The sequence below is a fragment of the Pseudoalteromonas prydzensis genome (assembly GCF_001661495.1).
In the GTDB taxonomy this organism is placed as follows: domain Bacteria; phylum Pseudomonadota; class Gammaproteobacteria; order Enterobacterales; family Alteromonadaceae; genus Pseudoalteromonas; species Pseudoalteromonas prydzensis.
Genome location: NZ_BDDT01000005.1, coordinates 68,985 through 95,444 on the forward strand (window position 1 = coordinate 68,985; position 26,460 = coordinate 95,444).

A 26,460-nucleotide genomic window follows, 5' to 3' on the forward strand; every position below is an offset into this window, starting at 1 on the left:
ATTATGACTAAAAAAATAGAGCCAAATGGTCTGGAAGTCGCGGTCGTTGGAATGTCGCTACGACTCCCGCATTGTGAAACGGTAGACGAGTTTTGGCAAGCACTTAGTCAAGGCTCTGAGCTCATCAAATTTTATAACGATGACGAGATGACTAGATACGGCGTTAGTTCCGAAGAACTAGGTCAGAAAAATTATGTAAAAGCCGGTGCATTTCTTGATAATCCGTTTCAATTTGACGCTGATTTTTTTAATTATGTAGCGCGAGAGGCCGAGTTTATGGATCCACAACTTAGGTTGCTCCATGAATGTAGTTGGCAAGCCCTTCAAGATGCCGGTTGTAATCCGGAATCAACAAGTGATGCGATTGGGCTGTATTGTGGTTCAGCACAAAATATGAATTGGTTGCGTTTGGTATCTCAGCATCTCGGGGAAAGTGTTGGTGAGGTTTATGAGCTGCAGATGCTGTTTCAAAGAGAGTTTTTCAATACGCGCATGGCTTATAATATGAATCTTCAAGGGCCTGCCATCACTATTGATAGCAGCTGTTCTACCTCATTGGTTGCAATTCATATGGCGGTGCAAGGATTGTTAAGTGGAGACTGTGATCTTGCGTTGTCAGGGGGAGTATGTATTAGCCCTCTGGTTAAAGGATATAGCTATCACGAGGGGATGATCCAGTCGCCAGATGGACATTGTCGTGCATTTGATGCGGGTGCAAATGGTACCGTGCCAGGTAATGGTGTTGGTATAGTTGCATTGAAACGATTGGAGGATGCTATTGTAGATGGAAACCATATCTATGCGGTATTAAAAGGATCTGCGATTAATAATGATGGCCATGCGAAACCTGGCTATACAGCACCTTCAGTTAAGGGGCAAAAGCGGGTTATCGAAAGTGCTATTGAAGCTGCCGGTGTCGATGTTGAGCAGGTTGATTTTATTGAGTGTCATGGCACAGCAACAAAAATTGGTGATCCGATTGAAGTAGAAGCTTTGAATCAGGCCTATGGAACTCAGGGTGATAATTGTTATATTGGTTCTGTTAAGTCGAATGTGGGTCATCTTGATTCAGCAGCAGGTGTGATAGGTTTCATTAAAGCCGCTCTTGCTCTTAAGCATGAAGTATTGCCCGCATCGCTGCATTATAACTCGTCTAACGGCAATATTGATTTCTCAAAGACAAGATTATCGGTAAATACCGAACAAACAACGCTCAATAATGAGGAAAGACCCTTAAGGGGAGCTGTTAGCTCTTTTGGGATTGGCGGCACTAATGCCCATGTTATTTTAGAAGAGTACGTTGAACGCCGTGTTTATCGATATAATGAGCGTCGATGGCAGTTATTACCATATTCGGCTAAAAGCAAAATCTCCGCAGATAATTATGGTCACAAATTAGCAAAGCATTTTTCTACTCAGCTTTCATCTGAGCAAACTAGCTTACTGGCAGATACGGCCTATAGTATGCAAAATAAAGATGCCAGATTTGTTCACCGACGTGCTGTAGTTGCTAATACTTTGGAAAAAAGCCATCAAGCGGTATCTGAGAATCTTAACGGGTATTTTTTCTCTTCCCCAAATGATGTAGCAGACTCAAAGTTAGTCTTTATGTTTCCGGGGCAAGGTGGACAATACCTGCGTATGGCGGCGGATTTGTATGAATTTGAACGTGGATTTCGTGCGTTAGTCAATAATTGTTGTGCTCTTTTAAACACTGAGCTATCGCAAACGCTGAAATCGCTTTTGTTTAGTGACGATCCTATGCAGAGCGAACAAATGATGCAAACGGATAACGCACAGCCGCTGTTGTTCATCATTGAGTATAGTTTGGCGCGATACCTAATGGACTTGGGAATTCAGCCTGATTATATGCTGGGGCATAGCCTAGGAGAATATGTTGCTGCCTGTCTGGCAGGAGTATTCACCTTAAAGGATGCTTTAATTATCGTGGCAGAACGTGGTCGCTTAATGGCTCGGACATCTGCAGGGGCAATGTTAAGTATTGCTGCTCCAATTGAAACCGTTGAAGAGTTGCTAAATGATGAACTTGAACTGGCGGCCTGTAACAGCACAGAATTATATGTATTATCGGGAAGTCTGAAAGCAGTCGACCATGCTATCGACGTTTGCCAGCAACGAGCCATTAAATGCAGTCGGTTACATACTTCACATGCCTATCATTCGTATCTGATGAATGATGTGCTTAATGAATTCGCTAATTTATTTGAAGGTATTGAATTGCAAGCACCTGTATTGCCCTTTTATTCCAATTTTAGCGGTGAACTTATTACAGCAGAACAAGCTGTTGATCCCGACTATTGGGTTTCTCACTTACGTAACCCCGTAAATTTTGTTTCCTCCATAAACAACATACTGGAAGAGCAGGGATTATTATTTATTGAGGTAGGGCCGGGTAATAGCTTAAGTACCTTTGTTCGTAACAATCATAACCTTAAATCAAACAATTTGATTGTGAATAGCTTGCGACATCCGAAAGAAAAAATCGAAGACGACTTGCTGTTTCATCAATTATTATCCCGTTTGTATTGCAAGGGTATTGACATTGATTGGGCCGTTTATAATCAACACCAGCAATGCCGGCAGGTTCCTTTACCAGCTTATAGTTTTACGCCGAAACAGTTTGGCCAGATTGCCGGGAATCAGGAAACGGCAATGGATTCAACAGCAAAAGTTGAGAAAAAAGTCGTTCGTATTACCCATCCTCGCCCAGAGTTAAGCACGGCGATGGTGGCTCCCAGAAACGAAGCAGAAGAAGTTTTGTCCGCTTTTTGGAGAAAATTATTTACCTTAGATGAGGTTGGCGTAGAGGATAACTTTTTCGAGCTTGGTGGTCATTCATTGTTAGCGACACGAGTATTAAGCTTTGTCTTAGAAAGCTTTGATGTTGATATGAAAATCAATGATATATTTGAGTACTCAACGATAGCTGGGCTGGTGCAACGAATTGAGACTTATGATAGTCAGAGTATGACAAACAGAATTGTCCGCGTAAGCAGAGATAAGCCTGTCTTAGCTAGTTTTCAACAGCGCCGCTTGTGGTTGATCGATCAACTTGATGGCGGAAGTGCCCAATATAATATGCCAGCACCCTTTATTTTACGTGGTGAATTGGATATGGAACGATTGCAACAGGCGGTCAATCATATTGTTGAACGTCATGAATCGCTGCGTACAAATTTCATTGATATTGAGGGGGAATCTCATCTCATTGTGAGGCCTGTAGCCCCGGTAGAATTCAGTTTCATCGATTTATCGTCACTGGATGAAACAGAAAGCCAGGCCCAGATGCAAAAGCTGATCGATGATGATGCTTTGGCTCCATTTGATTTACAAAATGATTTGATGTTGCGTGCTTCGATTGTGAAAATCAATGATAAGAAACACCTGCTGTTGTTTAACATACACCATATTGTGTCTGATGGTTGGTCGGAGATTATTATGGTGAAAGAGTTGTGTGAACTCTATAGCGCTTATGTCGAAGCCAGAGAGCCACAACTTCCAGCGCTGCCGTTACAGTATATTGATTTTGCTGCTTGGCAAAGAAATGAATTTACCGGTGAGCGATTAGAAAGTGAGTTAGGGTATTGGCAATCTCAACTTAAAGGAATTCCGTCTGTTCACAACATTCCTTTAGACAGAGCCCGACCTGAAATGCAAACTTATAGTGGGGAAGTATTCCGTCGCTCAATTAACCAGGAAAAAATGGCTCGATTAAGCGGGATTGCGCAGCAATCTGGTGCGACATTATTTATGGCGTTGCAATCCGTTTTTGCACTTTTACTATCTCGTGTTAGCTGTAGCGAAGATATAATCATTGGTACCCCGATAGCCGGACGAGGCGATAGAAACCTTGAATCGTTGATAGGCTTTTTTGTTAACACTCTGGTGTTAAGAAATGATCTAAGTGGCAACCCTGATTTTAAAACCTTACTGGCGCGAACGAAGGAGATGGCGTTATCTGCTTTTGCCCATGAACATGTTCCATTCGACATGTTGGTCGAGCGACTTGATATCGAAAGAAGCCCGAGTTATTCACCGGTGTTCCAAGTACTATTCGCTCTACAAAGTTATGAGCAGTCAACGGTAATGCTGGCCGATCTGGAGTTTGAGAAGGTTGCACATAAAGTTGCTACCAAAGTGGATTTAATGTTGATGACCGCCGAGTCAAGCGAAGGTTTACTAGCGGACTGGTACTTCAATACCGATCTGTTTGATCGGGAAACGATTGATCAAATGGCGGACAAGTTTGAGCTGCTTATAGATGCTATCTGTGATTGTGCAACGACTAGTGTCATGGACATTTCAATATTTAATCAGCAAGAACAGGCACGATTGAAACATCAAGCTTCGATTGCCTATTGGAAGACTCAGTTACTGGATGCGCCTGCAGTACATGGTTTGACTTTAGATCATGTTAGAACGTCTAATCATACCTATAGTGGCGTATGCCTGACTGACAAAATGAATCCAGAAGTAGCTAAAGCGATAGAGGAGTTAGCTGAAGCTCAAGATGTTAGTCAGTTTTCTATATGGCATGCGGCACTTTCCTTGTTACTTACCCGATATAGTAATAATACCGATATTGTTATTGGCACGCCGAGCAGCTATGCAGACGCTAAGAATCTGCTAAGCCTTCGCAGCAATCTTAATGGTATACGCACTTTTAGTGATTATTTAGCGCATATCGAAGAGATAAATGCTCAGGCACAAGAGCATAATGATGTGGCATTTGCCCATCTGGTCGACGCGTTATCATTAGATGCATCGAGCAACCAGCACCCTGTTTTTCAGATCATGTTATCGCTTGATGCAGATCTGCAGCATTATTCTTTGGACGATTTGGCCTATCCATTAGATATCAACATTCAAATCAGTATCAGTAATGAAGTCGTGGAGATAACATGGCTTTATAATGGCAAATTGTTTGAGCAGTCATCAATAACGCGTTTGAGCCAACATTTTACTAATTTGGTTTCGGCTATTATTGCAAATCCGGAAGCGGAGCTTGCTGCTCTGTCGATGTTGGATGAAAGTGAATACCAGGCTTTGCATGGCAACGCTCAGGAAAACCCACTTGAAGAAATCTACGATACATCGATACAAGCACGCTTTGCCAAGCAAGTAACGAAAACTCCGAACAATATTGCCGTTATTTATAAGCAAGAAAAAGTCACTTACAGGGAACTTGATCAAAGAGCCAATAGGTTAGCCAGATATTTACTAGATGTGGATGTACACGCTGGCGATATGGTTGGAATGGCCATGGATCGTTCGATTAATATGATAGTGACGCTCCTTGCTATTTTAAAAACTGGCGCAGCTTATGTCCCTATCGATCCTGAGTATCCTCAATCTCGCATTGAACATATGCGCAAGGATAGCGGTGTTAAGGTGCTTATAACTCAGTCAGTTTACTGGGATGCTTTTGTTGGCGAAAACATCAAGACCTTGGTTATGGAAGAGCTGGAAGAAACATTGTCATCCTATTCCTGTGCGCCTGTTGAAATCACTGAATCTGATGGGCAGGCATTGGCTTATGTAAACTACACCTCTGGTTCAACGGGAAAACCTAAAGGAGTATTGGTACCTCATTGTGGTGTGATACGTTTGGTGACAGAGCAGAATTTCCTGCCAATGGATGAGTCGACACGTTTTCTTATATTCTCTTCAATTTCATTTGATGTCATAACAATAGAAATATGGGGGCCATTACTTAATGGCGGTAGTGCTGTCGCTTATCCAGAAGCCTACATGGATTTTGATATTCTTAACAAGGTCATTGTTGAGGATAGTGTGACGACAATGTGGTTAACCTCGGGCTTGTTCAACCAATGGAGTGAGTCACTTCATGAATTTCCATCGCTGAAATATATTCTTGCGGGTGGTGATGTGGTTAACCCTGCAGCGGTACAACGGGTACAAGAGCAGTTAGATCAGGTTGTTGTAATCAATGGCTACGGGCCAACTGAAAATACAACATTCTCGACTTGTTATGCCATTCCTCGAGAACGAAATCCGAAAGATGATGTTTCGATCGGTTTTGACATTAATGGCAGCCAATCTTTTGTGGTTGCACCGGATGGTTCCCTAGCACCTTGGGGAAGCGATGGGGAGCTTCTTGTTAGCGGAGCTGGCGTCGCTCTAGGATATCTAAACAGTCCTGAGTTAACGGCTGAGAAATTTGTTCACCTTCCATTTACATCAAAACGCCTCTATCGGACCGGTGATTTAGTTCGCTATCGTGAGGATGGAGCCCTTGATTATATTGGCCGTAGTGACAATCAGGTTAAAATTCGTGGCTTTCGTGTAGAATTAGGGGAGGTTGAACAACAGCTTAATCAACTGGCTCAGGTCAAATTTTCGGTGGTCACTATTCATAAAGCTGAAAGTGGACATAAGAGTGTATTAGCCTATGTTCAATTAACTGAGCGAGAATTAAATGTTGATGCCAATATATCGGGTGATGAGCTGAAACAACAAATCAGAGCCGATTTAGCCGAGAAATTACCCGAATATATGATCCCATCCGCATTTTTTATTGTGGATGATTGGCCTATGTCACCTAATGGAAAGATCGATCGCAAACGTTTATTGGAGTCGACGTCTCAGCAAAGCGTAATCACCAGTGTTCAGTCGTTAACTGAACTGCAAGCTGACATTCGTAATATTTGGGTAGAGTTGTTAGGAGAAACTGGTTTTAGTATTGAGGATGATTTTTTCCGTCTTGGTGGTGATTCTATTCTAGTGTTAAAACTGAAGTCGTTGCTTAAGCGTCAGGGGAAAAATTTCCCGGTACCAGTGTTCTATCGCAAGCCAACCATTGCGATGTTAGCGCAGATCATTGAGGTTAATGGCAGTGATGAACGAACTCAAGCAATGAGCGAAGGTAAGCAAGTTTTATTACCGGCGCAACATTGGTTCTTCGGTCTTGATGAACAGGCTATCCATCACTTTAATCAAGCCGTGATATTAAGCAGTGATCAGGTAATCGATAGTCAGTTATTGCGCAAGGTTGTGATGGCATTAGTTAAACGCCATGATGCTTTACGCCTTGCGTTTGTACGGAACTCTGATTCTCAAGCTACTGAAATTCAAGAGCATGCGGGCGGTGCGCAATGGTATGGAAATTATCTTGCTTTGAATGATGAATTGATCGATTCAATGCTGGTGGTCGAAGACGTGAGTGAACCCGAGGAGTTAGAGCTGAGAGCCGCAGCTATTCAGTCTAATCTGTCCTTATCAGGGCAATTATTTAAGATTGCTCTGTTTTTTTTACCAGATAATAGCTGTCGACTGTTGTTGATCGGTCATCATTTGATTGTTGATGGGGTTTCTTGGCGTATCTTGATGTCAGATTTAATGACGGCTTATCAGCAAGCCGTCGAGAATAAGACTATTGAACTGGCACCTAAAACCACTTCTATGCAGCAATGGGGCGAAGCATTGCAGTCTCGTTCGATGTCAGAGGAAGTATTGAAGGAAGTACCGTTTTGGCAAAAAGAATTGCATAAAACGGCTCAAACGATCCGGCATAATTCGCTTGGTTCCAATCGCGTGGAATATGAAAAGTCGGTTTCGGTCGTATTTGATCCCGATCTCAGTTCGCAACTTTTAGTTGAGTCTCAGCGTGCCTATCATATGGGGATTGAGGAGCTACTTCTGGCGGCGTTGAGTGAAACTATTTATCGTTGGCAGGGACAAAAAAATATTCGTCTCACCTTAGAGAGCCATGGGCGTGATATTGCCGTTGATAAACTAGATGTTAGTGACACGGTAGGTTGGTTTACGGCACTGTATCCATTGCATTTAAGCCATCAAAATTCTATCCATGAGCAATTGGTTAGTGTGAAGGACAAGTATTGTAGCGTTCCCATGAAGGGAGCAAATTTTGGCTTACTGCGATATATGACGGATTTACTGCCTGATAGTCATTGGCCAAATAGTAGCGATGCGTTGGTGTTTAACTATTTGGGACAGTTTGATCAAAGTGTCAATGAAGACACCATTTTTGCGCCCGGTAAGGAAAAAACAGGAGCCTTGGTTTCGCCACAACGGCAACGTGATTGTTTATTGAGCTTTGATGGGATGATCAGTGGTGGCACTCTTCGTTTTAGTATTCGCTATAGTTCTCAAAAATTTGCAGATGAAATGATCGAGGCGCTAGCCGGCCAGTTTAAGCAAGTAGTGACAGATTTTGTCGCGCATTGTACTAATACTTCGGATAGACATTTTACCCATGCGGATTTCCCACTTGTAAATTTAACAGACGCCGAGCTGGCGGACTTGCAGAAAGATACTGAGTTAATCGATATATATCCAGCTACACCAGCGCAAAAAGGAATGGTTCTTCATACGGCGATGGCAAAGAAAAGTCGTGATGTCGCCTACTGTAATCAGTTGCATTTAGATTTACGTGGTGAATTAGATTTGCAGCAGTTTAAATTTTCTTGGAAGCAACTTGTGCAGGAGAATGACATTTTCCGTACCGCATTTGTCCCATTAAAGAATGATGGCTATGTTCAGGCTCTTTATGCCAATGCAGAGCTTGAATTCAATTATTTTGGGCTAGAGAATAAGAATAATAGTCAACAGCTTATTGAGTACGAACGATATCGAGAAAATGATAGACAGCGCGGTTTTGAGCTTTCATCACCTTGTCTGTTGAGAGTGAGCATTTGGCAAATGGAGCCTGGTTGTCATCGTGTATTGTTAACAATGCATCATGCCATTATTGATGGTTGGAGCGTTCCTCACGTCTTTAAGGATGTCATACAGTATTACTGCGATATTGTGCCATCGGCACGCAAGCCTTTTAAAGCTTATATTGAGTGGTTGCATCATCAGGATAAAAGTAAGGCATTGGCTTTTTGGCAAAATGCACTTGGTCATGTCAGTAATGGCTGTTTGTTAAGAGCCGATTTTGGCGATTCCAATGAACCTGAATACGCCGTTGAAAATATATCAGTACCGGCTATTTTAACTCAGAAAATTATCAGATTTGCCAAAGATAATGCTGTAACTATGGCTTCTCTCATACAAGCTGCGTGGGCATATTTACTTCATCGATATTCAGGTAGCAATAGCGTTTTGTTTGGTACCACAATAGCGGGAAGACCATCTGATTTGCAAGATGCAGATAATATGATTGGTAATTTCATCAACACCATTCCTGTCTCCGTTACGCTGGATGACAAGAAAAAGGTTGGCGATTGGCTGAAGCAGATTCATACCCAGCATGCTGAGCGAGAGCAATATGGTTTTGTACCACTTGCATCGCTGAAACAAATGACAATGCTGGCGAAAGGAGAGGTGATGTTTAACAGCATCATGGTCTTTGAAAATTACCCGGTAGCAAGTCTGGCAGAAGAACAGCCTGAGGGATTCTCTTTATCTGTTGAGAATGCGCAGGCAAATGAAGGGACTAACTTTGATCTGACCCTTGTTGTACACCCGGGTGAACAGATAAAGCTTCAGATGATGTATCGCGCAGATTTATACCGCCATTCTAGGGTTTGTCAGCTGTTGAGTACGGTAAATCTTATCCTGGACAACATGGTAGATAATGCTAATCAAATGCTGGGGGATATAGATTTGATGGTAGGAAATCAAGAGCAGGAGTCTGATGAGCTAGAGCAGCTACTAAATGGTGTTTCGGAAGAAGATTTAGAAATGTTAATGGCTGAAATCTCTTAAGGGCGCGTTTATATAAAGGTAATAATGATGAATCAAGCAGTAAAAGAACAATTGAGAAAAAAATTGGATAGCACAGATCCAATACAAAAGGAAAAATTACGTGCTTTGTTGATGAAGAAAAAGAGCCAATCGAAAACGATTATTCATCAAATTTTTGAAGCTCAGGTGGCTAAAACGCCCGATAAAATCGCCATTGAATGTGAAGGACAACAAACGACTTATGCGCAATTAAATGGCCGGGCGAATCAACTAGCAGGAGAACTCATCGCCGAAGGTGTGCGAGTGGGGGATATCGTAGCGATTTCATTAAATCGTAGTATCGATCTCATTGTTGCTATTTTAGCGACTTTAAAGGCGGGAGCGGCATACTTACCTTTAGATCCCATGTCGCCGAACGAGCGGATCAATGGCATACTGGATGACGCGAAGGCACAGTATGTTATTACCGAGAGCGAGTTTCTCGATATTTTTGCTGCCAGCGAAGGCGTGGTACTTACCTTGGACAAGGACGAATTGGCCCTTAGCCTGGCGACCCGCACAACGGATAATAACGTACAACCAAGTCAGCATATAAGGCCAGGAGATTTAGCCTATATCATTTATACTTCGGGCTCTACCGGTAAACCCAAAGGGGTCATGGTGGAGCATCATAATGTAACTCGATTATTGACAGCAACAGAAACTCAGTTTGGATTTAATGAGAATGATGTCTGGACGTTATTTCATTCATATGCGTTTGATTTTTCGGTATGGGAAATATGGGGGGCTTTGCTAAATGGTGCGAAATTGGTTGTTGTTCCTTATTTAGTCTCTCGTTCACCGGAAAAATTTTACGAATTATTGGCTAAAGAAAAGGTGACTGTACTCAATCAAACACCTTCAGCCTTCTCAAACTTACAAAAGCAAGTTTTACATGGCGCACATGTGCTTTCACTGCGATATGTCATATTTGGCGGAGAAGCACTAGAGCCTAATTTTCTTGCCTCGTGGTTTGAACGATTCGGCGATCAAAATCCCGCTTTAATCAATATGTACGGTATTACCGAAACAACAGTACATGTGACTTATAAAAAACTCAGTCACAAAGATTTGGAATCGAATATCAGCAACATTGGTCGACCATTGAGTGATTTGAGTTATTTACTGCTTGATAGCAAAATGCGACAAGTGCCTGAGGGCGCCATTGGTGAACTATACATTGGCGGTGGAGGCCTCACTCGCGGGTATTTAAATCAAGCATTACTCACTTCTCAGCGCTTTATTGAAAATCCTTTTTCCCGTAGCGAGCTAGTGTATAAAACAGGCGATCAAGTGCGGCAATTAGCGAATGGAGAATTAGAGTACATAGGTCGAATTGACAATCAGGTTAAGCTACGTGGCTTTCGTATTGAGCTGGATGAAATTACCAGTAAGCTCTTTAGCTATAAGGGCATAACAGAAGCCGTTTGTGTGGTTAAAGGTGAATCGGATGAGCGGAAAATTGTTGCTTATATAGTTTCTAACGATTTAATTAACGAGCATACCAAGGAACAATGGAAGCCTGCTTTACATGCACACCTGAGCTTTAGCTTGCCTGAGTACATGATTCCGTCGGCGGTTGTCTGTGTGTCTGCCTTACCATTAAATATCAATGGCAAGGTAGATTCTGAAGCTTTTCCTATGCCATTGCCGGAGGATTACTGGACACAAAAATATGTCGCTCCATGTAATGATATAGAAAACAGTCTATGTGAAATTTTTGCAGAATTATTTCAGCTTGATAGCGTTGGCACCGGAGATAGCTTCTTCGCTCTCGGCGGTGATTCTCTACAGACGGTTAATCTGGTTGCTAAGGCTGCTGAACAAGGATTACATTTTTCAATTTCTGATGTTTTTTCGTCGCGTACTATTGCTGAACTTGCTAGAGCCGTACAGCAAGACGCTGTCGAAAAATTCGAATATATTGGCGAGTTTGAGTTGGTTTTGACGCAGGATAGAGCAAAACTACCGGACGGAATAGTGTCAGCGTATCCTATGTCGTCGTTGCAGCAAGGCATGGTTTACCATAATCTGGCAAGTGAGGACAACTCTGTTTTTCACAATGTCATTAATCAAAGCTTTATCGGGAGTTTTGATGGAGTTATATGGCGCCAGACAATAGTAAACGTGATGAAACGTCATGAAATTCTTCGCACATCTTTCTTGATGCAAGGTGTTTCGGTGCCTTTGCAATTGGTGCACGAAGATGTTGCTCCGCCGTTACAAGTGATCGATGTAAAAAACATGAGTGCGCAGGAGCAGGAAAGAAGATTAGCGCAGGCAATGCTGGAGTTGCGGCAAAGCCGGTTTGACCTGAATAAGGCTCCGTTATTTAAGTGCGTCATATACTGTTTGAGTGACAATAAGTTTGAGTTATTTTGGGTGGAGCATCACGCTATTCTCGATGGTTGGTCACTGGCCAGTTTAATGACTCAGATCAGTAACGAATATATGGCTTTGAAAAATGACCAAGTCAATGATGTGACTATTCCTGAGGGAACGTATCGATCTTTTATCAAACAAGAGCAGCTAGCTGTAGCGAGTGATGAGCAACGAGCATTCTGGCAAAGTTATGTTGCTGATGCTGAATTTACTCGCATATCCCGTGTAGATAAAAAACATGAAAGCTGTCGTCCAATTGTCAGCGAGATGTTACCAACTGAGCTTTTTTCTCACTTGAATCAATTAGCTAAACAGATGGAGGTTCCATTCAAAACCCTCTTTTTAACTGCGTATATGAAGGTGATTAGCCTGTTTAGCGGTAAGACTGAAGTCATGGCAGGCGTTAGTGGCCATTGTCGCCCCGATACATTAGATAGCAATCACCTGCTGGGACTCTATGTGACAACCTTACCACTTGTCATGTCGATGAAGACAAAATGCTGGGAAGATTTGATCAAAGAATGTTTTCATCAGGAGCAAAAGATTTGGGCACATCGCTATTACCCGTTGGCTGAAATCATAAAACACAGCCAGCATCAGGAGTTGTTTGAAACAGCGTTCACTTTCAACAATTTTCATATCACTGATGAAGCAAGCGAACTGGGATTACAGGCCGATCGGGAAAGAGACGCATATGAAGTGAGCAATTTTTCTCTTGGCGTTGCTTTTTTGGTTCAGGATATGGAAAAAAACCAATGCATGTTGCAAGTGGATTACGATTCATCACTGTTTGATCATGCTCTGGCAAGCCGGGTTTTTGAGTATTTATTATTAGCACTGGAATCCATCGCGGCAGATATCACTGCGCCGGTTAATCTAATGATCGAAAGTGACGTTCAGCAGCTTAATTTAATTAATCAAACAGAAAAAACTTACCCCAAAGACAAAACATTAGGGCAACTTTTTAAGGAACAAGTTGAAAAAACGCCATCGAACATTGCATTGGTATTTGCTGATGAACAGTGGACTTATCAGGAGCTGGATCAGCAGTCGAATCGATTAGCACATTATATTCAAGGCTTGGGGGTAAGTGAAGGTGGCAGAGTTGGTATTGCACTAGAACGCTCCTCAAAAATGATCATTAGCATTCTTGCGGTGTTAAAAGCCGGGGCCACTTATGTTCCTTTGGATCCTACTTATCCAATCGCAAGGCTTTCCCATATGATAAGCGATAGTCACATTGCCTGTATTCTCACAGAAAAAGCGCAGAGTGACCTATTATCAGCCGGAATACCGGGAAATATCATTTCGGCATTTCTTGATCAACTCGATGATGAGCTGCAAGGCTATAGTGCTTTAACACCTGAATTGAAAAATTCCTGTTCAGAAAGTACGGCTTATATTGTGTATACATCGGGGTCAACTGGCGTGCCTAAAGGGGTTGCACTTGCTCATAAGGGTGCAGTCAATATGACGCTGGCGCAACAAAAAGTCTTTAATGTGCAGGATAATTCGCGTGTCTTACACTTTGCTTCGATAGGTTTTGATGCGGCTACTTCTGAATGGCTTATGGCCTTGCTATCAGGAGCCGGGTTATATGTTTGTGACGAGGCGACAAGACAGTCGTCTCTGTTGCTCCATGAATTTCTCCTGCAACATAAAATTAGTCATGCGACGATTCCTCCTGTCTTGCTAACTACTTTGGAGATAGACGCCAGTTATTATTTAGAGACGTTAATTGTCGCGGGTGAGAGTTGTGACGAGCAGGAAGCAAAGCAATGGGCGGCAAAATATAATGTTTTTAATGCTTATGGTCCCTCCGAATGCACGGTGTGCACTCATATTGCAAAAATCTCGGCAGATGCCCCAATTACCGTTGGATATCCCATCGATAACATTCGCGCCTATGTGTTGGATGCAAATTTCACGCCTGTTCCTTCTGGGGTGATTGGCGAACTTTTCATTGCTGGTGATGGTTTAGCTCAGGGGTATTTGGCTAAACCTGAATTGACCAGAGAAAAATTTATTGAGCTTAACATTAATGGATGTGCTGAATCCTTATATCGGACTGGGGATTTAGTCAGAATGTTAAATAATGGCAGTCTGGAGTTTATCGGTCGCGTTGATAGTCAGATTAATATCAAAGGATTTCGTGTCGAATTGGGTGAGATAGAACAACATTTACGCAAAATCGATGAAGTGCAATCTGCATTGGTGCTGCTTGTTGAAGACTCTCCGCAAGAAAAGTACCTAGTTGCTTACATTATCGCGGATGACTCGCAGGGTAGTTCTGCATTGCAATCTAGGTTGCGTCAAGAGTTACGCAAGACAATACCTGACTACATGATCCCGTCTTTTTTTGTTGTGATGGAACAATGGCCATTAACCACTCATGGAAAGGTAGATAAAAAGGTTTTGCCGGTACCGGATAAACTCAGCGCTCAAGAGCAATATGTCCCACCTAAGAGCAATCTGGAAATTCAACTGACTGCAATCTGGGGTGAAATGCTTGGTGTTGATACTCAACGGTTGAGTGCCTCTGCAAATTTCTTTGAGATTGGCGGACACTCGTTGTTGTTAACCCGTTTGATCATGCGAATTTGCGAGCAATTTGATTCAGCCCTTTTGACTAGCGAAGTACTTAATCTACAAGCTTTTACGATTATTGATATGGCTGCGCTAATTTCTGCAAAAAGGCAGATGTCTGAAGGGATGAGCGTAGCACACTCTAACAAAAAAAATATTGAAGAGATGGAGTTTTAAAAATGAATGCGTATCGGATAATAAGTTTACTTGCTGAAAAAAATATATTTATTCATACCGTTGGCGGTAGCTTAAAAACTAAAGCAGAAAAAGGCGCGTTAACAGAAGATTTAGTCGAGCTGATTAAGTTAAATAAAGATGCACTTGTGAAGTTTCTGACGCAGGCACAAGCCAATGAAAGTAGAAATGCCAGTAAAATACCTGTTATAGATAGAGATCAAGATATTCCATGTTCTTTTGCTCAGCAAAGGTTGTGGTTCATCGATAAGATGCAAAATGGTTCGACTATTTATAACGTGCCGGTGGCACTCAAGGTAGAAGGTTCCTTAGATGTTATAGCGACTGAACAAGCGTTGAAACTGATTGTGGAACGCCATGAAATATTACGTACTACGTATAAGGAAACAGATGATGGCGTGGTACAAGTTATTAATAGCGATATTGTATGTCCATTCGCTATTATTGATCTAAATCATATCAATGCAGAGGATCAGGCTACTGAAGTGGAGCGTTTGGTGCAGGATGATCTTAACAGACGTTTTGATTTGAGTAAGGATGTCATGTTAAGAGCAAGTTGTATTGCACTTAACTCTGAGCAATATGTTTTGCTATTTAATATGCATCATATTGCCTCAGACGGCTGGTCTATGGGGGTTATGGTTAGAGAATTCATGCAACTTTATCAGGCGTTGAGTAGCAAGGAATTAATATCATTATCGCCATTGCAAATTCAATATGCCGATTTTGCGGCATGGCAGCGTGCAAACCTAAATGGTGAGTTTTTACAACAACAATTGGAATATTGGCAACAACAACTGGCAGATATTCCTGCGATTCATGGTTTACCTTTGGATTTCAAACGGCCTGAGACACCAGAGCATAAAGGTGCAATGGTTACAGGAACTTTGCCCGGTCGGATTGGGGCACAGACCATTGCTTTAGCTCGTCGCCAGGGGGTAACCCCGTTTATGCTAATCCATGCCGTTTTGAGTTTGGTTCTTTCCCGTCACAGTTATAGTACAGATGTTGTATTGGGTACCCCCGTAGCAAATCGTCACCAACCTGAACTTGAACCATTGATAGGCTTTTTTGTGAATAACTTGGTGCTTCGCAGTAATAGCGAAGGTTGCGAATCATTTACGGATTACTTGGCTCATATCAAGGAAGTCAACTTTTCTGCGCAAGCAAATCAGGATGTACCTTTTGAGCAAGTAGTTGAACATTTGAATGTACCCCGTCAACGCAACCATACCCCGTTGTTTCAGATTATGTTTACCATGAATACCAATGTACCACTTAATTTGAATCTGGATAACGTATCTATCAGCCAGTTTGAAAATGAACACTTGAGTGCAAAATTTGACCTGCTAGTTGACGCGACTGTTTCAGATGAGCAAGTACAGATCAACTGGTTGTATGACAAAGCATTGTTCAAAGAGGATACTGTCGAGCGATTGAGCCAACACCTTCTAACCTTGTTAGAAACGATTGTATCTGCACCTGATGCAAAATTAAGTGAATTATTGATGTTGTCTAATGCTGAGGCCGATTATCTATTCAATCAATTGGACACCGCAGGGCGTGATTATCCTAAGACTAAGTCGATTCATCAGTTGTTTTCTGAGCAGGTCTTGCGTACACCAAAGCATGAAGCCGTTAGGTATAATGGCGTCGCCTATAACTACGAAGAGCTGAATCATAGTGCTAACCGATTAGCACGATATATGCTGGCTCAGGGGGTCAGTCCGAATGACTTTATCGGTATTGCTGTGGATAGATCGTTTGATATGATCGTCGGAATACTCGCGATACTGAAAGTCGGTGGTGTTTATGTGCCACTAGATCCCGGCTATCCCGATACCCGTTTGGAATACATGCTTGCTGATTGTCAGATAAAAACGCTACTGACACAGCGACATCTCACTGACAGGTTTCAAAATGTAGCAGTAGACTGCCTAGTGTTAGACGAAATTGAGCATCTTTATAGTTCGCTACCAAACGATAACCTCGATATGTCATTTCAAGCATCTGACTTGGCTTATGTTAACTATACCTCAGGTTCTATGGGCAAACCTAAAGGCGTGATGGTGCGACATTTGGGAGTTGTCCGATTAGTTTCTAATCCTGGCTTCATCGAACTCAATGAGCAGACCCGTTTTCTTCAGGCTGCGTCGATTTCATTTGATGCAGCAACACTGGAAATATGGGCTCCTTTATTAAATGGTGGCTGTGTTGTTCTCTATCCTGATGAGAAAGTAGAGCCATTGAAAATTAACCAGGTTATTCAAGAAAACGCGGTGACAGATATCTGGCTAACCGCAGGGCTGTTTGAGCAATGGAGTGAATACGCGAGAGACATGCCATCACTTATTCACATAATCGCCGGTGGTGATGTTGTGAGTCCTGCTGCGGTTAGACAAGTACAGGAGAGTCTTGAAGGGGCAAGGGTAGTGAATGGATATGGCCCGACAGAGAATACGACATTCACTTGTTGTTATTCAGTGCCAAGACCTAATAACCCTGACAGAGCATTACCTCTTGGGCGCCCAATTAATGGCACACAGGCCTATGTGTTAGCTAAAGATGGCACTCCTGCACCCTTTGGCTGTGTCGGTGAGCTGTGTATAGGAGGCGATGGTTTGGCGGCGGGCTACCTGAACAACACGACATTGACACAAGATAAATTTATTCAAAACCCATTTGCTGCGGGAGTTTTGTATCGAACGGGAGATCTTGTTCAATATCTGGAGACTGGAGATCTGGCCTATCATGGCCGCACCGATAATCAAGTCAAGGTTCGCGGGTTTCGTGTAGAGTTGGCAGAAATTGAGCTTGTTATAAAGTCAATAGATGAAGTCAGAGAAGCGGCAGTAATTGTAAAAGAATTTATGGAGAATGATAAGCGCCTAGTCGGTTATATCGTATGTTCAGATATGGCGCACGACTGCCAAGACATGAGTGAATTAGCGGTAGATGAACGTAAAGCTGTTACTGAACGTTTGCGCAATCACCTTGTCCATTTATTGCCTGACTATATGGTGCCTTCGGTATTTGTTTTGCTGAAAGAGTTACCCTTAACCTCATCAGGTAAAGTGAATCGTAAGACATTGCCAGAGGCTGACTTTTCTCAGATGTTGGTCACTTACGTAGCACCCACAGTGGAGTCAGAAATACAGTTGTGTGAGATTTGGCAGAAACTCTTGGGAGTAGAACGTGTTGGTAGCGCTGATAACTTTTTTCACTTAGGCGGTCATTCATTATTGGTCGTCAAGTTGGTTAAAGAAATCGAGGAGCTATTTGGAGTTCAGGTGGCTATCACAGAAGTTTTTGATTGCCCGGATTTAAAAAGCCTTGCGGCCTATATCGATATACTTGGTACTGATAATTCGATGGAAACTTTCCAAGATGAGGGAAAAAAGGAAGAGTTAGAAATATTCCATTTGTAACATGACGTTCTTCGGTGGCTGTTATGGAATAGGTATAGCAACCTCTAACAGAGTTGTAATAAATTGGTGATAAAACAATAGGGAACATATTAAATGAGTACGAGTGTAGTTAACACTGGATACCAGAACACTGTCGCACACAGTATGCAAACAGCAGCTAATTGCATTATTCCAGAGGATTCCAGCAAATTATCAATTATCGATGTTGAAAAGTTCAATTTAGATTTCGCATTGAAATCCTTAAAGCAAGACAATGTAGTGCTAGTTGAAAATGTTAAGCCTGCGGATGCAGATAGAATTATCCTGAGTATTGCAGAAGAGCTCGGTTTGAAAGAATCCTTGGAGTTACAGGCAGCCTTTGCATCAATTAATGGCTTTAGAGAGAATGTAGGCCAATATTTTATGAGCGTAAATAAACGTTCTGATTATGAATTTATACCCCCGCATTCAGAGGGAAATAGCACCACCAATATGCAAATTGCATCATTGTATAGCTATGAGAATAGCACCGATGGCGGTGAATCCGTTTTAATGAACATTGATCAAGATGGCAGTGCTTGGCAATGTTTACGGGAGGTGGCGCCAAGAATAAAAATTGGTACTAGACCATTGACGCAAAACGAGATTGCTCGAGCGAAGCTGTTATTCAAGGTTGACGCTAATGTCGATATATTGTGCGACGAAGACGAAATATTGAGAAAAATAGATACAAAAAATCTAGGGTTTGAACTTTATGAGGTGCTAACAAAGCCGAAACTTAAGTACTCGCAAATTTTAAGGAAGGACGTCAGGGTTTATTGGGACTCTGTTGCTAGCTGTGACCATGACTCAGCGCAAGAATATTTACAATTTCTGAAGAATAGTGGTTTGTTAAAAGAACCTGAGACGGAGTTACCGCTTGAAAAAATGGACAATGCGACAGGGCGAAGGGTTTGGTCATCGGGAGTGATGTTTAATGGACTGTTTAAATCAAAGATTACCCGCAAGCTCGTGAGCGGTGATTTGATCATCCAGAACAACTTAACTTGGACGCATTCAACAGCTAATTGGACGCCCGGTTCTGGTGGTCGACAAGTTGTGGCCGCATTTGCATAATTAAGATGATGATGATGTTGAACATTACTATCACATAAAAATAGTTTGGGAAAATTTATCGTTATGACTCTATTTGAATTGTTCAAAAAGTTGTCGCTTGCTCGTGTTAAGTTATCGTTAGAAAATGGCGAATTATCATTGAGCGCTCCGAAAGGAGCGGTACCACCAAGTCTTCTGGAAGTTATTAAAAGCCATAAAAATGAGCTTATCGAACACCTAAAGAGAACTAAGTCGAGAGCATCAAGAATTGTTCGTACAGAAAGACAAGATAAGGATCTTATTCCTTTGTCTTTCCCTCAGCACCGGATGTGGTTTATTGACAAGCTTCAAGGAGGATCAGTGAACTACAATACACCGATGGCCTTTAAGGTTGAAGGAAAGTTCAACGTTGCAGTTGCAGAGCAGGCATTGCAGGCGATAGTGGATCGTCATGAAATCCTGCGAACTATTTACCAAGAAACGGATGATGGTGTAGTTCAATGTATTGAAGAAAACGTTGTGTGTCCATTTAGGCAAGTAGATCTGCGCCATCTGGAAGGAAAGAAACAACAAGATGAAGTTAATCGCATAATTCAGGAAGATGCGAATCAAGATTTTATCCTTAATAAAGATGTGATCTTTCGTGCCAGCTGGTTGTTTCTTGGCTCATTTCAAAGCGTGCTGTTACTTAATGTGCACCATATTGCTTTCGATGGTTGGTCCATGGGGGTGCTGATCAAAGAGTTTATGCATTTTTACCAGTCATTTGAGGCTGACCTGGATAGCTCACTGCCTGATCTTCCTATTCAATACGCAGATTTTGCCCTTTGGCAGAATAAATATTTGCAAAGTGACGAATATAAAAAGCAATTGGACTACTGGATGAAGCAGCTATGCGAAGCACCTATCATGCATAGCTTACCCTTAGATTTTAAAAGGGCGGCAGAACCTTCTCAACAAGGTAGAGAAGTTAAAGGTCAGATGTCGGCGGAACAAGCGGTGCAGTTGATGGCGATAGGGCGAGAAAAAGGCGCTACACCTTTTATGCTTGTGCATGCTGTTTTAAGCCTTGTTTTGTCTCGTCATAGCAACAGTGCTGATATTTTATTGGGGACTCCAGTCGCAAACCGCACTCTAACTGAATTGGAGCCGTTAATCGGTTACTTTTCTAACACTATTGTTTTGCGGACTAACACTGAAAACTGCGTTACTTTTGATGATTATCTAAAGCATATCAAAAGCGTTAATTTGGCTGCGCAGACCCATCAGGATGTACCCTTTGAGCAGTTGGTTGGTAATTTGAATGTAGTACGTAGCAGCCAGCATAACCCACTGTTTCAGATCATGTTGAGCATGGATACCAACGAGAAAGATATACGAGCAATATCTGGGTTACATATTTCGTCTATTGATAGGGGTGAAGTGGTCGCGAAATTTGATTTGCAGATTAATGTTCAAGTGACATCTGATGGAATCTATTTCTCCTGGATTTATGATAAAGGGCTCTTTCTGCGCGAGACTATCGAAACTATGAATATACATTTGCAACGTTTGATGTCTAATGTAATAGCAGCACCGGATGCGGCAATTAGTGATTTATCAATGCTTACTGATACAGAGCGAGAGTTTTTGATACATAAGCTAAACAACACGACTGCAAATGAGTATAAAGGCGAGAAACTATTGCAAGAATTGTTCGAGGAACAAGCCGAACGCTCGCCAGAAAAAATAGCCGTGGTAGTTGGTGATGTACAGCTTTCCTATCAAGCTTTAAATGAGGCCTCGAATCAATTGGCCCATTACCTTAGGGAGCAAGGTGTTCAGACCGATACTTTAGTGGGTGTGTGTTTTGAACAATGCCCAGAAATGTTGATAAGCATTTTAGGCATACTAAAAGCCGGGGGAGCCTATGTGGCTCTCGATTCAAAAAATCCACCAGCGCGACTGAGGTACATTCTGGAGGATACGGGTATTACGCAAGTATTGACCCAGTCTGGAGTTCTTGACGGGGTGAATTTACCAAATAGCATCCAAGTCATTGACCTCAAGTCAATGTCTAATTTAAAACGCCTTAAATTATACCCAACATTGAATCTTGGGCGTATTGGCTCACAAAATAATACTAATCTTGCCTATGTTATATATACCTCGGGCTCCACAGGGCAACCTAAAGGGGTGATGATCGAACATAAGGGATTACAAAATTTAGCTGAGGAAATGCAAGCTTGGAATTTGTTTGAACCTGCAATGGATAAAGATAAAGCCTGGGGATGGTGTGCTAGTTTTGCTTTTGATGCATCACTACAGGCCGTATTGCAAGTTTTATACGGTCGTATGGTCGTGCTACTGCCCAGCGCGATAAAACTAAATCCCGAAGAAGTTGCTAACTGGATAACACAGAATAATATAGGTGTGATGGATTGTACGCCTTCATTGCTGGAGTTGTGGTTTAATGCAGGCATTGCGGATGCGTTACCTAATCTTGTCATCGGTGGGGAAGCTATAAGCGAAGAGTTATGGACCAGGTTAAGAGCTTGGCAGGTTAATGGGTGTAGAGCTTGGAATGTCTATGGACCGACCGAATGCACAGTAAACACCACCTATTGTAGGGTAGCCGGAACACAAACACATATTGGAAGACCACTCAATAATGTCCAAGTTTATTTACTTGATGATAAGTTACAGCTTGCGCCATACGGAGCGGTAGCAGAGCTTTATGTGGGCGGAGTTGGTTTGGCGAGAGGTTACTTGAACCAGCCTGAACTTACAAAGCAACGTTTCGTTAAAAATCCCTTCACAAAAAATAAAACAGCACGTATGTACCGTACTGGAGATTTAGTGCGCTATTTACCGACTGGAAACTTGCAGTTTGAAGGCCGAATAGATGACCAAGTCAAGGTACGCGGTTTTAGAATAGAGTTAGGTGAAATAGAGCAGGTTGCAACGCTAAATTCTCAAATTAAGTCTTGTATCGTGGATGTTTGTAAAGCGGCAAAGCAAATACGACTCTACGTTGTTCCGGTAGAAATGGCGACTAGTGAAAATGAATTTATTCATGAACTTCGTCAGTGGCTCAAAAGCAAATTACCGGAATATATGATACCTGCAGCGATCATCATACTTGATGAGTTTCCGCTAACCACCAATGGCAAAATAGATAAAAAGTTGTTACCTCTGCCTGATATGGCGGTCTTTCAGGACAACTATGTGGCACCACAAAGTGATATTGAGCTGCAGATAGTTGCAATATGGTCGGAACTCCTAAGCATTGATGGCACTAGCATTAGTACTCAAGCAAACTTTTTTGACGTGGGAGGACATTCATTGCTAGCGGTTAAACTTGCTTCTCGATTGAACTCGACATTTGATATGGCTGAGCCGATATTGATTAGAAGTGTTTTTGAGTTTCAACAGATAAGTGAGCAAGCTGCACTTATTACAGGGGCAATTAAAACAACCAACTCAAGCTATCAAATATCTGAAATATTGAGTAGGGATGTGACCGGACTTGAAACTGTTTACTTTGTTCCTGGTGTTGCGGCGATGGCGACTACATTTTTGGATATTGCGAAGCAATCGAAAGGTTTGTTCAATGTTAGGGCGTTCAATCATCGTGGGTTATTACCGGATTCAGCACCATTTGAGAGTATTCGTGAAAACGCAAATTTTTACGTCGAACATCTTTTGCAACAGCAAAGCGAAGGTCCCTATTTTCTTGCGGGACATTCTTACGGTGGTGCAATCGTGTTGGAAATGGTTCACGAGTTAGCGCGCAGAGGCCATCAGGCAAAACTTATATTGATGGATACATACTTCGAGCAGTCTGAATGGAGAAAACAAAACAACCTAGAACCGCAAGTATTAACGCAGGAACAATCACCTGAAATAAATGCTGAAACTCGTATAGAGGCTTTAGCGATTATGTATCCAACGCTTTCAATGGAGGAGATTGTAGAGCTGGATCTGAGTAATCAAGGAGATCAGGTTTTCTTCGATAGCCTCACGAACTTATTCACAAAACAGTCTCGGCTGTTTAGCGAATACAAGCCTTTGCAAGGGCTGAATGTTGAGATCCTAAATTTGGTTGCTTCAGAAAGTGATTCTTTAGCTTTTATTGGGAGAAAACAAGTCTCTAGTTTAACAAGTGAAAACGTTATTCATAAGGTTATTGAAGGTGATCACTATTCAATGCTGGTGAATTCAGGAAGTAAGGAAATATGTTCGATGATTGCCTTATTTATAACGCAAGAGCCGGAATTATTATTGTCTGACACCGAAGGTGTTCGAGATTAACTGAGTTGACACCACTTTGTGTTTGATTCAACTATTTGGAAGTTATTATGTACATGTATTTTATAAAGAAACAAAAATTATTACTTCTTTTCGCTACACTGGTCAGTGGTTGCACTGCATTAATATCGGTGTTCTTATTTGCCATGATAGGCCGTGTTGGAGGGGAGGGGATCGCATCGTTTAACTGGATGTATTTTGGCTTGGCTTTGCTTGGTATGTTCGTGTTATCTGTTATTTCACCTGCATTTCTATCACGTCTCAGTGCGAATTCGGTTTATGAAGTCAGAATGTCACTTGTACGGAGAATCTTATCTACTAACTATGATAAGTTTGAAAAAGTAGGTAGTGAAAAGATTTACAACATACTCATCAATGATGTTAATACCATTTCTACTTCAATATCGGAATTACCGACATTTATCTACAATCTTATTTTATTAATCAGCTGTTTCTCTTATTTAGCCTACCTTTCACCTGAGCTATTCGGTGTTTTTTCTGGTGGCATACTCTTGGTTGTATTGATATCGATGAGTTTGATCCGTCGCTTAAGTCGCTTTGCTAAAGGCATGCGAGATGCAGAAGACGGAGTCATGGAGAGTTATAAAGGAATGCTGCATGGCTTTGCTCAGCTGCTAATCAACAAACAGCGTAAACGTTATCACTATGCAGAAGTCATTAAGAAAAATGCAGAGCAATTATGTTTATCTGAACAAAAATTTCGCTATGCTTGGGACATTAATCGTAGCTTTACCGGCATTCAGGTATTAATGATATTGGGAGGTATCATCACTGCAGGCCAATTACTTGGGCAATCCAGTATGATAATGTCGTATGTGTTAATCATTACTTATTGTGCAGGACCTTTTGCCGTCGTTTTAAACCTTGCTCAACTGTTTGCACGATCCAATGTTTCATTGAAAAAAATCGAATTGTTATCTATCTCAAAAGAGCAAACGGAAGAAGAATTATTTCTATACGACAAGGCGCCACAATGGAAGTCTATTCGATTTGTCGATGTCAAATTTGCCTATGAAAAAGAGGGGACTGAAGTACCTTTCTCATTGAACCCCATAAACTTGGAAATAAACCAAGGTCGTACGCTTTTCATTACTGGCGGAAACGGTAGTGGTAAATCTACATTCGTAAAACTGTTGCTGGGGTTAATTCATCCAACTTCCGGTCAAATATACATTGACGATGAGTTGATTAGTTATGAGAACATCGAAAGATATAAGTCATTATTTACAACGGTACTTTCGGATTACTACTTATTTGGCGCTGCGCTCGATGCTAGTGGAAATGTGGTTGAAAATGAACACATTATCCCTCTTTTAAAACGATTTGAACTGGATAATAAAGTTGATGTTTCCGAAGATGGTTTTTCCTCTACGAAATTGTCTCAGGGGCAGCGTAAGCGTTTAGCACTAATTTCATCAATTACAGAAAACAGAGAGATTATTGTGCTCGATGAATGGGCTGCAGAACAAGATCCGCATTTTAGAAAAGTATTTTATGAAGATATTATTCCCTGGCTGCAAGAGAAGGGGAAAACCATTATCGCGGTTACCCATGATGATCGTTATTTTCATCAGGCCGATATTAATATTAAGTTTGAAACTGGATCAGTGACAAAACTTGAGTCTATTGAGGGACAACCTCAAGGCATATTAAGTATTGTGTAACGTTGTTGGCATGTGAGCAGAATATGGTCGTTGCTTTACTTCTTATTTCCAATAGCATGGCCACTCAAATTATTGATAGATGGCTTCCAGAAAAAAGCATCGTGATGAAATTAGGTGATGTCTGCTGGGTGTAAAAACAAAAGTAAAATAGGAAAAGGCCCAAAGAGCGGGCAGCATTTGAAATACAATATGGAACGAGGGATATAACAATGGAAAAATTGAACAATTTCTACAAGCTTGCACTCGCATGTTTATCATTAAATGCGATGGCGGCGGTTGAAGTAGATCTTTGTGATCTAAATACTAAATATCAATATCAATGGACGGAGTCTGTTGTAGGGGTTTACAACGCAGATCAATCTTTTGCTATTAAAGATGGTGTGGACTTGTTAGTTAACGAACTTGCACAACCCTTATCCGCTGCGCAACAGCAGCAAGTACGGCAGTTAGATCTGCAACTGCGTACGGGCCTGAATAGTATGATAAAGATCGAACGCATCTCTTTAGAAATGCGCTTACTTGGTAGCGTAAGTTCTTTACTCTCAGATAGGGGACGTCATCCTGTTGATGCGAAAGCATTGGATCTATTAACTAACACGACTCTAGCTAAACTTGATGATTATTTTAGTGCTGTAAATGGGCAATTTAACGCAAGTGACATTGGTAAGTTTAGTGATGGATTAGAGCAAGTCTTTACTCATGAGTTGTCACTTATTCTGAGTCAATTTGATCATGGTACGAGCAATGGATATGACTATCAAAAATTGCTCGGTGAACGTCAACGAATTCTTGGCAAAAGTAACGAAGCTTTGGCCAAAAGCCTACGGAAAAACATCAAGGCTTTGGATGGAACAGAGAGAGCATTGACAGAACAAATTCTTGCGTTAAAACCATTTCAATTGGCAATTATTGAGCGCATCAAATTATAGAGCAATATGGGCTATGGATGGCTGATTTTTTTATGATTTGTACACAGCAAGTAGGGCTTTATATCAATTTGGATTATAGGGTGAAGTCGCCCTGAAAAGGGAGCTCTCCTTAAGCGCACTATTTATGTAAATAAGAATAGTTTTTCGTAATAAATTCAA

7 protein-coding genes are annotated in these 26,460 nt (G+C 41.7%); all 7 read left to right on the forward strand.

From position 1 onward, the window contains the following. Positions 1-3 precede the first annotated feature (3 nt). Positions 4-9,714, forward strand: a complete 9,711-nt coding sequence (locus A7968_RS11270; RefSeq protein WP_064666682.1) for a hybrid non-ribosomal peptide synthetase/type I polyketide synthase — start codon at positions 4-6, stop codon at positions 9,712-9,714. Between the two features lie 27 nt (positions 9,715-9,741). Next, the gene (locus tag A7968_RS11275) at positions 9,742-14,877 is read left to right on the forward strand and encodes a non-ribosomal peptide synthetase (protein WP_064666683.1); all 5,136 of its coding nucleotides are present in this window, start codon (positions 9,742-9,744) and stop codon (positions 14,875-14,877) included. Between the two features lie 2 nt (positions 14,878-14,879). Next, complete coding sequence (locus tag A7968_RS11280) at positions 14,880-18,323, forward strand: non-ribosomal peptide synthetase (protein WP_064666684.1); 3,444 nt, start codon at positions 14,880-14,882, stop codon at positions 18,321-18,323. 144 nt (positions 18,324-18,467) lie between these two features. Continuing rightward, entirely contained in the window at positions 18,468-19,418 is a 951-nt protein-coding gene (locus tag A7968_RS11285) for a hypothetical protein (RefSeq protein ID WP_157586731.1), read from the forward strand. 63 nt (positions 19,419-19,481) lie between these two features. Then, positions 19,482-23,690: a non-ribosomal peptide synthetase gene (locus A7968_RS11290; RefSeq protein WP_064666686.1), complete on the forward strand. Its 4,209-nt coding sequence runs from the start codon at positions 19,482-19,484 to the stop codon at positions 23,688-23,690. A 47-nt stretch (positions 23,691-23,737) separates the two neighbouring features. Beyond that, positions 23,738-25,372: a cyclic peptide export ABC transporter gene (locus tag A7968_RS11295; RefSeq protein ID WP_064666687.1), complete on the forward strand. Its 1,635-nt coding sequence runs from the start codon at positions 23,738-23,740 to the stop codon at positions 25,370-25,372. Positions 25,373-25,581: 209 nt separating this feature from the next. Further along, positions 25,582-26,301: a hypothetical protein gene (locus tag A7968_RS11300; RefSeq protein ID WP_064666688.1), complete on the forward strand. Its 720-nt coding sequence runs from the start codon at positions 25,582-25,584 to the stop codon at positions 26,299-26,301. Positions 26,302-26,460 lie beyond the last annotated feature (159 nt).

Bases quoted from the DNA above. Each gene is read 5' to 3' on its own strand.
- A7968_RS11270 (WP_064666682.1), top strand. From the start codon at position 4: ATGACTAAAAAAATAGAGCCAAATGGTCTGGAAGTCGCGGTCGTTGGA.
- A7968_RS11275 (WP_064666683.1), top strand. From the start codon at position 9,742: ATGAATCAAGCAGTAAAAGAACAATTGAGAAAAAAATTGGATAGCACA.
- A7968_RS11280 (WP_064666684.1), top strand. From the start codon at position 14,880: ATGAATGCGTATCGGATAATAAGTTTACTTGCTGAAAAAAATATATTT.
- A7968_RS11285 (WP_157586731.1), top strand. From the start codon at position 18,468: ATGCAAACAGCAGCTAATTGCATTATTCCAGAGGATTCCAGCAAATTA.
- A7968_RS11290 (WP_064666686.1), top strand. From the start codon at position 19,482: ATGACTCTATTTGAATTGTTCAAAAAGTTGTCGCTTGCTCGTGTTAAG.
- A7968_RS11295 (WP_064666687.1), top strand. From the start codon at position 23,738: ATGTACATGTATTTTATAAAGAAACAAAAATTATTACTTCTTTTCGCT.
- A7968_RS11300 (WP_064666688.1), top strand. From the start codon at position 25,582: ATGGAAAAATTGAACAATTTCTACAAGCTTGCACTCGCATGTTTATCA.